This window comes from Azospirillum argentinense (genome assembly GCF_000632475.1).
GTDB classification, from domain to species: Bacteria; Pseudomonadota; Alphaproteobacteria; order Azospirillales; family Azospirillaceae; genus Azospirillum; species Azospirillum baldaniorum.
Genome location: NZ_CP007793.1, coordinates 2,407,152 through 2,419,490 on the forward strand (window position 1 = coordinate 2,407,152; position 12,339 = coordinate 2,419,490).

General features: G+C 68.3%; 11 protein-coding genes. 10 read left to right on the forward strand and 1 reads right to left on the reverse strand.

Annotated features, from left to right (window positions below; genetic code table 11):
- The first annotated feature begins 11 nt into the window (after nt 1–11).
- The 5 genes from ABAZ39_RS11340 to ABAZ39_RS11360 all read left to right on the forward strand — a co-directional run bounded on the left by ABAZ39_RS11340 (nt 12) and on the right by ABAZ39_RS11360 (nt 5,404).
- A complete protein-coding gene (locus ABAZ39_RS11340; RefSeq protein WP_038529444.1) occupies nt 12–1,148 on the forward strand; it encodes an LLM class flavin-dependent oxidoreductase in 1,137 nt (378 codons plus the stop codon).
- Between the two features lie 7 nt (nt 1,149–1,155).
- The gene (locus ABAZ39_RS11345) at nt 1,156–2,127 is read left to right on the forward strand and encodes a D-isomer specific 2-hydroxyacid dehydrogenase family protein (RefSeq protein WP_038529446.1); all 972 of its coding nucleotides are present in this window, start codon (nt 1,156–1,158) and stop codon (nt 2,125–2,127) included.
- A gap of 28 nt (nt 2,128–2,155) precedes the next feature.
- A complete protein-coding gene (locus ABAZ39_RS11350; protein ID WP_038529447.1) occupies nt 2,156–2,941 on the forward strand; it encodes a class II aldolase/adducin family protein in 786 nt (261 codons plus the stop codon).
- A gap of 193 nt (nt 2,942–3,134) precedes the next feature.
- Nucleotides 3,135–4,130: an ABC transporter substrate-binding protein gene (locus tag ABAZ39_RS11355; RefSeq protein WP_038529450.1), complete on the forward strand. Its 996-nt coding sequence runs from the start codon at nt 3,135–3,137 to the stop codon at nt 4,128–4,130.
- Nucleotides 4,131–4,177: 47 nt separating this feature from the next.
- Nucleotides 4,178–5,404, forward strand: coding sequence for an acyl-CoA dehydrogenase family protein (locus tag ABAZ39_RS11360; protein ID WP_038529452.1), 1,227 nt, complete (start codon nt 4,178–4,180; stop codon nt 5,402–5,404).
- A gap of 64 nt (nt 5,405–5,468) precedes the next feature.
- On the opposite strand, the gene ABAZ39_RS11365 is transcribed toward ABAZ39_RS11360, so the two are convergent.
- Nucleotides 5,469–7,274, reverse strand: a complete 1,806-nt coding sequence (locus tag ABAZ39_RS11365; protein ID WP_247881576.1) for a putative bifunctional diguanylate cyclase/phosphodiesterase — start codon at nt 7,272–7,274, stop codon at nt 5,469–5,471.
- A 416-nt stretch (nt 7,275–7,690) separates the two neighbouring features.
- On the opposite strand from ABAZ39_RS11365, the gene ABAZ39_RS11370 reads away from it, so the two are divergent.
- The 5 genes from ABAZ39_RS11370 to ABAZ39_RS35545 all read left to right on the forward strand — a co-directional run bounded on the left by ABAZ39_RS11370 (nt 7,691) and on the right by ABAZ39_RS35545 (nt 12,338).
- On the forward strand, nt 7,691–8,845 hold the full coding sequence (locus ABAZ39_RS11370) for a glutathione-independent formaldehyde dehydrogenase (RefSeq protein ID WP_038529456.1): 1,155 nt from the start codon (nt 7,691–7,693) through the stop codon (nt 8,843–8,845).
- Nucleotides 8,846–8,921: 76 nt separating this feature from the next.
- Entirely contained in the window at nt 8,922–9,251 is a 330-nt protein-coding gene (locus ABAZ39_RS37675) for an FmdB family zinc ribbon protein (RefSeq protein WP_038529458.1), read from the forward strand.
- 196 nt (nt 9,252–9,447) lie between these two features.
- A complete protein-coding gene (locus ABAZ39_RS11380) occupies nt 9,448–10,548 on the forward strand; it encodes an NADH:flavin oxidoreductase (protein ID WP_038529460.1) in 1,101 nt (366 codons plus the stop codon).
- A 530-nt stretch (nt 10,549–11,078) separates the two neighbouring features.
- The gene (locus ABAZ39_RS11385) at nt 11,079–11,915 is read left to right on the forward strand and encodes a DUF4344 domain-containing metallopeptidase (protein ID WP_063922635.1); all 837 of its coding nucleotides are present in this window, start codon (nt 11,079–11,081) and stop codon (nt 11,913–11,915) included.
- A gap of 36 nt (nt 11,916–11,951) precedes the next feature.
- Nucleotides 11,952–12,338 (forward strand): hypothetical protein, encoded by a 387-nt coding sequence (locus ABAZ39_RS35545; RefSeq protein ID WP_144243515.1) that lies wholly within the window; start codon nt 11,952–11,954, stop codon nt 12,336–12,338.
- The last annotated feature ends 1 nt before the right edge of the window (nt 12,339 follow it).

Genomic DNA, 12,339 nt, shown 5'->3' on the forward strand with positions numbered 1-12,339 from the left:
GGATCGCCCCCATGACCGCTTCCGCCACCGCTTCCGCCCACCCGCTGCGCTTCGTCGGCTTCGTCGGCAACCACAATGCGTCGGAGATCATTCCGCGCCAGGGACCGGTGGTCGACCGCGACTACATCGAGACGGTCGCCAAGGCCCATGAGCTGGGCGGCTTCGATGCGGTGCTCCAGGCCTTCCATTCCGACGCGCCGGACAGCCTCCAGGTCAGCCAGCACATCACCGGCGTGACCGACCGGCTGGGCGTGCTGATCGCCCACCGCCCCGGCTTCCAGGCGCCGACCATCCTGGCCCGCCAGTTCGCCACGCTCGACCAGCTGAGCCGGGGCCGCGTCGCCATCAATGTCATCACCGGGGCCGAGCGCAGCGAACTGGCGCGCGACGGCAACGGCGTGGACGACAAGGACGACCGCTACGCCCGCACGTCGGAGTTCCTCGACATCGTGCGCGCCGAATGGACCAGCGAGACGCCCTTCGACTACGCGGGCAAGTACTACCGCGTCGAGCAGGCCTTCTCGCAGGTGAAGCCCTACAACGCCTCGGGCATCCCGGTGTGGATCGCCGGCGCCTCGCAGGCCGCCATCGATGTGGCGGGGCGCCACGCCGACACCTTCGCCCTGTGGGGCGAGACCCACGAGCAGGTGCGCGAACTGTTGGGCCGTGTGCGCGCCGCCGTCACCAAGGCGGGCCGCCCGCAGCCGGCCTTCAGCCTGTCGCTGCGCCCGATCCTGGCCGACACCGAGGAGGCCGCCTGGGCCAAGGCCGACGCCATCCACCAGAAGGCCAAGGCGTTGCTGGACAAGACCGGCTTCCGCCGCGGCGATCTGCCCAGCAACGAGGGCGCCCGCCGCCTGATCGCCATCGCCGATGCCGCCGCCGACAAGGGTCATCGCCACGACAAGCGGCTGTGGACCGCCATCGCCGGGCTGACCGGGGCCAAGGGCAACTCCACCTCGCTGGTCGGCACGCCGGATCAGGTGGCCGACGCGCTGCTGGACTATTACGACCTCGGCATCACCACCTTCCTGATCCGCGGGTTCGACCCGCTGCCCGACGCCATCTCCTATGGCCGGGAGCTGCTGCCGCGCGTCCGCCAGCTGGTGGCCGAGCGCCGGCAGGCCCAAGCCGTCGCGGCGGAGTGAGGGTGCGGTGGCGGGCACGGGCCGGTCGCCGGTCGTCCTCAACCAGATCGGCGCCCTGGTGGGGGAGCGGATCGCCGCCCACCCGTCGCGCCCGACGGTGCTGCGGCACGAGGACGGCCGTCCGCCCTGGGACATCCCGGACGGGGTGGAGGTGCTGTTGACGCGCCCGCTGATCGGCTGGGACTCGGCGCCCGCCGCACGCCCCGCCGGCTGGGGGCGGGGGCTGCGCTGGATACAGTCGGGCTCCACCGGCATGGACGTCTATCCGCCCTGGCTGCTGGACGGGGCGCCGCTGGTCACCTGCGCCCGCGGCGTCTCCGCCGTGCCCATCGCCGAATATGCGCTGGCCGCCGTGCTGGCCTTCGAGAAGCGGTTCGACGCCGTGCGCCTGCGCGGACCGGAGGACTGGCGGCGGGAGACGCTGGGCGGCCTGTCGGGCCGGCGGCTGGGGTTGGCCGGCTTCGGCGCCATCGGACAAGCGGTGGCTGAGCGGGCGCGGGCCTTCGGCCTGTCCATCGGCGCCGTGCGGCGGTCCGGCTGGACCGGGTCAGAGACGGAGCCGGAGGTGGAGCCCTTCGACCGGCTCGAAGACCTCATCGCGGTCAGCGACCATCTGGTGCTGGCCCTGCCGCTGACCGCCGCCACCCGCGGCGTGGTCGGCGCCGATCTGCTGGCGCGGGCCAAGCCGGGACTGCATCTGGTCAACGTCGCGCGCGGCGCGCTGGTCGATCAGGGGGCCCTGCTGGCCGCCATCGAGGCGGGGCGGATCGCCGGAGCCACGCTGGACGTGACCGAGCCGGAACCACTGCCCGCCGGCCATCCCTTCTACCGCCATCCGGCCATCCGCCTGACGCCGCATCTGTCCTGGTCCGCCCCGGACGTGGAGCCGCGGCTGGCCGAGCGAATCCTGGCCAACCTGGACGCCTACGCGCGCGGCGCGCCGCTGCGCGACGTGGTGAACGTCCAGGCCGGCTACTGACCCCATTCCCCCGAGGAGCGTCCTTCCGATGACCCACATCCAGCCCCGCCCCCGCAAGTTCTGGCCGCCCGTCGATCCGGTCACCCACACGAGCGTCGAGGAGGAGCGGCAGCACCGCAAGCAGCGGCTGGCCGCCACCTTCCGCCTGTTCGGGCGCTACGGCTACGACAAGGGGCTGGCCGGCCATGTCACCGCGCGCGACCCGGAGCATCACGACCGCTTCTGGATCAACCCGCTGGGCCAGCACTTCAGCACCATCCGGGTGTCCGACCTGCATCTGGTGGACATCGACGGCAACGTCCTGCACGGCGACCGCGCCATCAACCAGGCCGGCTTCACCATCCATTCGGCCATCCACCGCTCCCGCCCCGACGTGGTGGCCGCCGCCCACACCCATTCGACCTACGGCAAGGCGTGGTCGTCGCTCGGGCGGCCGCTGGCCCCGCTGAGCCAGGACGCCGCGGCCTTCTACGAGGATCAGGTGATCTTCGACCCCTACACCGGCGTTGTGCTGACCGAGGGCGAGGGCCGGCGGCTGGTCGAGGCGCTGGGCGACCGCAAGCTGGCGATCCTGAAGAACCACGGCCTGCTCACCCTCGGCCCGAGCGTGGAGGCGGCCGCCTGGTGGTTCATCAGCGCCGAGGACACCGCCCAAACCCAGCTTCTGGCGGAAGCCGCCGGCACGCCGCAGCCCATCGACCACGAGACCGCCCTGCTGACCCGCTCGCAGGTCGGCACCCAGCAGGGCGGCGCCTACAACTTCCACCCGCTGTGGGAATGGATCGTCGCGGCGGAGCCCGACCTGCTCGACTGACCTTGAGCCCCTCTCCCGCCCCGGGAGAGGGTGCCCGCGAAGCGGGCGGGTGAGGGTCGTCCGAGGAGCAAGACACGTCATCCTCGGCGGCACCCTCACCCTCCCACGCTGACGCGTGGGCCCCTCCCTCTCCCGGGGCGGGAGAGGGGATACCAACCGCCCGCCCCCGCTCCTCCGCAAAGGCTCCCGCACCATGACCGCAAAGCCCGCCTTTCCCCTTCTCAGCCGCCGCGGCGTGATCGCCGCCGGCGCCGTGGCGCTCTCCGCGCCCTTCGTCCTGCGCCGCCACGCGCTGGCGGCGGAGCCGCTCCGCCTGTCCTGGAACGCGGGGGCCGTCTGCTTCTCCGCCGTACCGCTGGCCTTCAAGCTGGACCTGTTCAGGAAGCACGGGCTGGAGGTCGAACTGATCAACTTCACCGGCTCCACCGACCAGCTTCTGGAGGCCATCGCCACCGCCAAGGCGGACGCCGGGGTCGGCATGGCGCTGCGCTGGCTGAAACCGCTGGAACAGGGCTTCGACGTGAAGATCTCGGCGGGCCTGCATGGCGGCTGCATGCGGCTGATCGGGTCCAGGGCGGCGGGTGTGAACACCGTGCTCGACCTGCCGGGCAAGACCATCGGCGTCAGCGACATGGCCAGCCCGTCGAAGAACTTCTTCTCCATCGTCCTGTCCAAATTCGGCATTGATCCGGCCAAGGACGTCGAATGGCGCCAATATCCCGCCGACCTGCTGGGGCTGGCGGTGGAGAAGGGCGAGATCCAGGCGCTGGCCGACGGCGACCCGCTGGTCTGGCGCCACACCCAGGACCCCAATCTCGTGGAAATCACCAACAACGTCTGCGGCGAGTACTCCACCCGCACCTGCTGCCTCGTCGGGGTGCGCGGCAGCCTGCTGCGCGACAACCGCCCGGCGGCCAAGGCGCTGACCGCGGCGCTGATCGAGGCGCAGCACGCCGCCTACGCCGACCCGCGCGCCGCCGCCGCGGCCTACGCCCCCTTCGCCCCAAAATTCCCGGTGGAGGATCTGGAGGCGATGCTGCGCAGCCACGCCCACAACGTCACCCCCATCGGCGACGCGCTGCGCCGGCAGCTTGCCCTCTACACCGACGAGCTGAAGAGCGTCTCGGTCATCAAGCGCGGGACCGACAGCCAGCGCTTCGCCGGACGCATCACGGTGGATCTCGTCTGACCGCCGTCGCCGCCCAGTTTCCCCTCATCGCAGCGGACCGACCCGACATGCCCCCCGACACGCTCCATGCCGACTTTTCCTTCCAGCCCGTGCCCCTCGGCGAGGCCGCCCCCGCCCCGGCGGTGGACGAGGCCGAGATTGCGGCGCTGGCCGCCCGCTTCGCCCTTCGCGCCGCGGAGCACGACGCCGCCGCCAGCTTCCCCTTCGAGAATTTCGAATGGCTGCGGGAGGCGGGGCTGCCGGCGCTGATCGTTCCGACGCCGCTGGGCGGCAAGGGCGGCGGGCTGAGGGACGCGTTGGCCGTGGTCGGCGGGCTCGCGCGGGGGGAACCGTCCACCGCCCTGGTGCTGGTGCTGCAATACGCCATCCTCAACCAGATCCAGCGCGGCGCCGGCTGGCCGGAGCCTCTGCGCGACCGCATCCTTCGCAGCGCCGTGACCGAGGGCGCCATCATCAACCTGCTGCGGGTCGAGCCGGAACTCGGCACCCCTCACCGCGGCGGCCTGCCGGCCACCGTGGCGCGCCGGGTGCCGGGGGGCTGGCGGATTTCCGGGACCAAGCTCTACTCCACCGGGCTGCCGGTGCTTTCCTGGCTCGGCGTCTGGGCGCGCACGGACGACGACGAGCCGCTGGTCGGCACCTGGGTGGTGCCGCGCGGCGACGGCCTCGCCGAGCAGGGCATCGAGGTGCGGGAAAGCTGGAACCACATCGGCATGCGGGCCAGCGGCAGCCACGAGGTGATCTTCCACGACACCTTCGTTCCCGACGACCATGTCGGCGAACGGCGCCCAGCCGCGGGCTGGACGGTGCCCGATCCGGTCGGCTCCGCCTGGCTGTCCACCCTGTTCAGCGGCGTCTACGACGGCATCGCCCGCTCGGCGCGGGACTGGCTGACCGGCTTCCTGCACGCCCGCAAGCCGACGGCGCTGGGCGGCGCCCCGCTGGCGACCGTGCTCCGCCTTCAGGAGGCGCTGGGTGCCATCGAGGCGCTGCTGCTGACCAACAGGGTGCTTCTGCGCTCGCTGTCGGCCTCGGTGGACGTCGGGACCGTCCCGCCGGCCAGCGACAGCTTCCTGGTCAAACACACGGTGACCAACAACGCGATCGACGCGGTCGCCAAGGCGCTGGAGATCACCGGCAATCCCGGCCTGTCCCGCGACAACCCCCTGGAACGTCATCACCGCGACGTGCTGTGCGCCCGCGTCCATGCCCCCCAGAACGACATGATCCTGACCAGCGCCGGGCGCGCCGCCCTGGCCCGCTCCGCCCCGTGATCCGGTAAAAATGATCCGGTAAAAGATGGGGGGCACGGCCGGGCGCGCCCCTCGGCTCGATTCCTCAGATCACGAAGTCGCCGCGCTCCTTCTGGCGCCGCGCGTGCTCGGCGGCCAGCCGGTCGAGGGTGGCCGCGGCGGCCTGCGGCGCCTCCGGGCGGCCCAGCAGATAGCCCTGGATCAGGGTGCAGCCGTTGGCGGCCAGCCAGGCGAGCTGCTCCGGCGTCTCCACCCCCTCGGCCACCAGGGTCATCGACAGGCTGCGGGCAAGGCCGATGATGGCGCGGGCCACCGCCTGCCCGCTGGCGTTCTCCCGCCCCGCGTCGCCCAGGTTGCGGGTGAAGGAACCGTCCATCTTCAGAATGTCGAAGGGCAGGTTGTTCAGATAGCTGAGGCTGGAGTAGCCGGTGCCGAAATCGTCGAGCGCCAGCCGCACCCCCAGCTCCTTCAAGCGGGTCAGGACCTGGCGACTGAAGGCCATGTCCTCGATCAGCAGCCCTTCGGTGACCTCCAGGACCAGCCGCGACGGTTCGATCCCGGTGGCGGCCAGGACGCCGCGCACGTTGTCGACCAGCGCCGGATCGCGAAGCTGGCGGGGCGACAGGTTGACGGCGAACTCCAGTTCGCCGTGTCCCTCCTCCTGCCATCGGCGCAACTGGCGGCAGGCGGTCTCCAGCACCCAGCGCCCGATGGGAAGGATCAGCCCGCTGTCCTCGCACAGGGGGATGAAGGTGGACGGGGGGACCGGCGCGCCACCGGCGGGGTTCCAGCGCAACAGCGCCTCCACACCCACCGGACGGCCCCCCGCGGCCTCGGTCAGCGGCTGGTAGACCAGATGGAACTCCCCGCGCTCCAACGCCCCGGCCAGCAGGCTGCGCAGCCGCGCCCGTTCCACCGTGGCCGCCATCATCGCCGGGTCGTAGCGGCAGACCGTGCCGCCGCCCTGCTCCTTGGCGCGGTACATCGCCAGATCGGCCATGCGCATCAGCTCCTCCACCCCGTTGCCGTGGTCGGGATGGCGGGCGATGCCGATGCTGACGCTCACGCGATGGCGCACGCCGCCCAGCGGAAAGGGATCGGCGGTGACGCGGGCCATCCGGTCGAGCAGGTCCGTCACCTCGCCGCCGTCGCGCTCCTCCACCAGGATCGCGAACTCGTCGCCTCCCAGGCGGGCGGCGGTGACCATCGGGCCAAGGACAGCGTCGGACAGCGCCTCGCGCAGGCGGCGGGCGATCCCGGCCAGCAACTCGTCCCCCGCGGCGTGGCCGAACTGGTCGTTCACCTCCTTGAAGCCGTCGAAGTCGAGCAGCAGCAGCGACAGGCCACCGCCCGACCGCCGCACGGTCGCCATGGCCCGTTCCAGCGCCTGATGGAACTGCACGCGATTGGGAAAGCCGGTCAGCGGGTCGAAGTGGGCCAGCCAGGCCATGCGGTCCTCCGCCGCCTTGACCTGGGTGATGTCGCGGAAGACCAGCACGCCGCCGACGGAGAACCCGTTCTCCATCAGGGGCCGGGCGTTCACCCGCAGCCACACTCCGGAACCGCCGGGCGGCGGGGCGAGATAGAGGCTTTCCCGCTCCATCGCGCCGCCCCGGATGGCGCGGCCCATCGGCCAGGAGGCCGGCGGGCACGGGGTGGTTCCGTCGGCCAGCCGCAGGCGCGGTCCGAACAGCGTGTCGAAGGCCGCACCGGTGAGCGGCCCAAACACCGCCTCCGCCGCCGGGTTGGCGGTGATGATCCGGCCATCCGGACCGGCGACGCACACCCCCTCCGCCATGTTGTCGAGAACGAGGCGCAGGATCGGCATCAGGCCGGCATCTCTTGGCTGCGCCTCATGGATGAAGGCGTATCGTACGGATGTGTGCGGCATGAATCCCACCATTCACGGCTGAATTACACCATTCCGAAGAAGACAATTATTATCAATGGTGTTTATTCGGAATAAAATACAATAATTATCAGTTAATTTTAGCGATGCGCTGGGATCGATGATTCCCTCGTCGTAAATCGCGTGCCGGATCGGCGGATCGTCCTGAAGATCCGGCACGACCGCCGGGACGATTGGGCTCCATCGCACCGGAAGCCGCCGCGTTTTTCCTCCATCGCCCCGAACGAACGAAACGCGAGAATTTGATCTGTAAGCGGACAGAATGAGAATATCAGGCGGCCTTGCGCATGATCACGCCACGCTACGGAAATCCCCTCAGGTAACGACCGGGTTGGTCCGACGGCAGACCGCACGACACTCTTCCTGTCGAGTATGCGGCTTCAGGTCGGGAGAACGAGATGAGAGCAGTTGTCTATAACGGACCGCGCGATGTTGCGGTGCAGGACGTGCCCGACGCGCGGATCGAGAGACCGACCGACGTGTTGGTGCGGATCACGAGCACCAACATCTGCGGCTCCGACCTGCACATGTATGAGGGCCGGACCGACTTCCCGCGGGGCGGCGTTTTCGGGCACGAGAACCTCGGGCAGGTGGCCGAAGTGGGCGACGCCGTCGATCGGGTGAAGGTCGGGGACTGGGTCGCCATCCCCTTCAACATCGGCTGCGGATTCTGCAAGAACTGCGAGCGCGGCTTGAGCGCGTTCTGCCTGACCACGGCGGATCGAAGCGTCGTGCCGAACATGGCCGGCGCCGCGTACGGCTTCGCCGACATGGGACCATATCGGGGCGGCCAAGCCGACCTTCTGCGCGTTCCCTACGGCGACTACAATTGCCTGAAGCTGCCGCCGGACGCGGAGGAGCGGCAGAACGACTATGTGATGCTGGCCGACATCTTCCCGACCGGCTGGCATGTCACCGAACTCGCCGGACTGCGTCCCGGCGAGTCGGTCGTCATCTACGGGGCCGGGCCGGTCGGCCTCATGGCCGCCCACGCGGCGATGATCAAGGGCGCCTGCATGGTCATGGTCGTCGATCGTCATCCCGACCGCCTGCGCCTTGCCGGCTCGATCGGGGCCCTGCCCATCGACGATTCCAAGGGCTCCCCGGTGGACCAGGTCCTTGAGTTGACGAACGGCATCGGCGCCGACCGCGGCTGCGAGTGCGTCGGCTACCAGGCGCACGACCCGGCGGGCCACGAGCACCCCAACATGACCATGAACAATCTGGTCAAGTCGGTGAAATTCACCGGCGGCATCGGCGTGGTCGGCGTCTACACGCCCCAGGACCCGGCCCCCCAGGACCCGCTCTACAAGCAGGGCGAGATCGTTTTCGACTACGGCCTCTTGTGGTTCAAGGGTCAGACGATCGGCACGGGCCAGTGCAACGTGAAGGCTTACAATCGGCAGCTGCGCGACCTCATTTCGACCGGCCGCGCGAAGCCATCCTTCATCATCTCGCATGAGCTGCCGCTGCGTGAGGCGCCGAACGCCTACCAGCACTTCGACGCGCGCGACGATGGCTGGACCAAGGTGGTCCTCAAACCCGCCGCGTGACCCGCCGGGCCGGGCGGGCCGTCGCTCGCCCGGCCTCTCCGCCATCCCGCCGGACGGGCCCGAGCGTGAGGACGTCATGCCGATCTACGACTACGAGTGCGAAGCGTGCGGGCCGTTCACGGCGATGCGGCCCATGGCACAGTTCCGGGACCCATGCGCCTGCCCGGAATGCGGGGCCGCGGCACCGCGAACATGCCTCAGCGCACCCGCCATTGCCAGCAGCACCCCGGGTGACCGCATTGCCCGCGATGGCGCCGAGCCGGGCGCGACCCACCCACACCGGGCTTCGGCTGCGCATCCCGCCGGCTGCGGCTGTTGCGTGCGCCGCTTGCCACTGCCAGGGGTCCTGTCCACGGGCGGACGGGTGTTCACGTCGCACGGGCCGGTCCGACGGAGCGGGCCGTAACCAGGGAAGGGTTGTCCATGGCAAGCGGCATCGTGGCTGCGCAACGCCGCGGCATGGCCGATTGCCGATCCTGCACGGCATCGCCTGGGCAACAAGCGTCGCGGCGCTCTGTTGGCGAAGACAATCGGCGCAGAGAAAGACCGTGTCCCGGCTTCCACGTCCTCTTTCACAAACCATTGCAGAGGCGATCGTCACCATGAGCGTGGACATCCTCTTCCGCCCGTTTGCCCTGAAGTCGCTGAATCTGAAGAACCGGATCGTCATGGCCCCGATGACCCGGTCCTTCTCGCCGGGCGGTGTGCCGACGGACGATGTGGCCACCTACTACCGCCGCCGGGCGGAGAACGAGGTCGGCCTGATCCTTTCCGAAGGCACCGTCATCGACCGGCCCAGCTCCTCGAACGATCCCAACGTTCCGCGCTTCCATGGAGAGGATGCGCTGGCCGGATGGAAGAGGGTCATCGACGGCGTGCACGCGGCGGGGGGCGCAATGGCGCCGCAGATCTGGCACATGGGCGTGATGGCCCCGCACCTGTCCGGCTGGACGCCGCCGCAGCCATTCGAAGGCCCCTCGGGCCTCGTCGTGCCGGGCAAGCCCGGCGGCAACGGCATGAGCGAGCAGGACATCGCGGACACCATCGCCGCCTTCGGCCGCGCCGCGGCGGATGCGAAGCGGCTGGGCTTCGATGCGGTCGAGATCCACGGCGCCCACGGCTACCTGATCGACCAGTTCTTCTGGGCCGGAGTGAACAAGCGGACCGACGCCTTCGGCGGCTCCACCCTGCCGGAACGCAGCCGCTTCGCGGTCGAGGTGGTCAAGGCGGTGCGTGCGGCGGTCGGCGAGGACTTCGCCGTGCTCCTCCGCCTCTCGCAGTGGAAGCAGCAGGATTTCGCGGTGCGCCTCGCCAAGACGCCGGAGGAGATGGAAGCGTGGCTGGCTCCGCTGGCCGACGCGGGCGTCGACATCTTCCACTGTTCGCAGCGGCGCTTCTGGCAGCCGGAATTCGAGGGCTCGGACCTGAACTTTGCCGGCTGGGCCAAGAAGCTGACCGGCAAGGCCACGATCACCGTTGGTTCCGTCGGTCTGTCGGGCGAGTTCATCGCTGCCTTCCAAGGCGAGAGTTCGCAGCCCAGCCCTCTGGATGAGTTGCTGCGCCGCTTCGAGCGCGGCGACTTCGACCTCGTCGCCGTCGGCCGGGCCCTGCTCTCCGACCCACAATGGGTCCGGAAGGTTCGCGAAGGGCGCATGGAGGCGTTGCGCGATTTCACCAAGGAAGCGCTTGCCACCCTGGTGTGACGAGCGGGCCGGAAAAGACGCGGCGCCAGACCAGAACAGCGTTGGTTCGGCTTGGAAAAGCGCCCGAGCCGCAACTCCGGGGGGGGCGGCCAGTACGGCGGCGGCAACCTGTACAAGCAGCGGCGCAACCGCGCCGCCTCGCCCTTCGCCATGACGCCGTGAGCGTCAGATGAAACGCTTCAAATCAGCAGGCCAAGTTCAGCGCTTCCGGTCCATCCGCACCCCCATCGCCAGTTTTTCCAACTCCGTCGCGACCACCACGCCGCCACCGACTTCCGCACTTTCGGGCTCAGGCATTCGCCGTCTGGATCGGTGTCGCCGGTGTGCCGTTGATGGAGCACAGCTCTCGGAGCGCGACCAGAACACGCAAGTCCAGGCCATATTGGCACAGAAAACTCCATGCAACGATAATTGCCCCTCATGAGTCTACATTTCCCCGTCAGGATATCTGTACAGCGGTTCGGAGATCATGTTGGATAACGTCTGTGGGACCGATTAACGTCCCCTTGGCCGGCAGAGGAGCGCGGCCCATGCGTGTTCATTCACGTTGCACCCGTTTCGCTTACAGGTTTTGCGGCGTTCTTCTGATCGCACTGGCGACCGTTGCCATCGCTTGCCCGGCGGGCGCCCGTCCAGGCGATGTCCGGATCGCCTACGCCGTGCCGAAAAACCCTTCACACGAGGCGATTTACCGGACGTTGCAGGACAAGCGCGTGCTGGAACGCATCCGCGACCGCGTCGAGGGAATCGATCTGCCGCGCGTGCTGACCATCAGAACCGAAGGGTGCGACGGTGAGATCAATGCCTCCTACGAAACCTCCGACGCCACACTGAGCATCTGCTACGAGTATCTCGCCTACATCCAGGAACTCGGACAGAACATCCCACCGGCCGGTGTCAGCGAGGGGCTGACGCCTGCGAACTACATCGTCGGCCCCTTTCTGGAGGTCGTGCTTCACGAACTCGCCCACGCCATTTTTGATCTGAAGAAAGTGCCGATCCTGGGCCGTGAGGAGGATGCCGCCGACCAGATCGCCGCCTACACGCTGCTGCAGTTGGGCAAGGACGAGGCCCGCCGGGTGATCGCCAGCGTTGCCGTGATGTACGCGAGCGAGGCAAAGGAAGCGCCGACGGAATTGAAGGACTTCGCGAACGAGCACAGCTTGCCGGCCCAACGTTTCTACAACCTGATGTGTATCAGCTATGGCTCCGACCGGAAGAGCTTCGGCGATTTCGTGGAGAAGGGCTATCTGCCGGCCGAACGGGCCGAACTGTGCGAAGAGGAGTACCGGCAGGTCAAGTTTGCCTACGAAAAGCTCGTGGCGCCCCATTTGAGGGGGGTACGGAAGGCGAACCGCTCCGGGTGAGCACCCGCCCCGGCTTTCACGCATTGCAAAGACCAGATGAAGTTTGACCACCCCCGTTTTCCAAGCAGAGGGAATCTGGTCAAATGGGCCCAAGAACACGATGGCAAAAAAGAAAAAACCAATTCCAATGAAAAACTGCTTCTATCGCAGAAGCGGCACGACCATGGGTTTGTTTTCGAGCGGGTGAACATCGTTATTATGTCCAAAAATCAGATACCCTGCGATGGCTATTGCCCCAAAGACAACAATCGTTTTTGCCATCAAGATGATGATGTATTTATATTGGGATTTTTCCATTGGCTTCCTGCGGCTGTGCATCATGTTCATTGCCTCGAGAGAACCGAATGTTATTTGGAACGCAAGGCGCCCGAACGTTCGCAATTTTTCCTGATCTGCGAACGTCGAAATCCGTTTGTTCCATGAC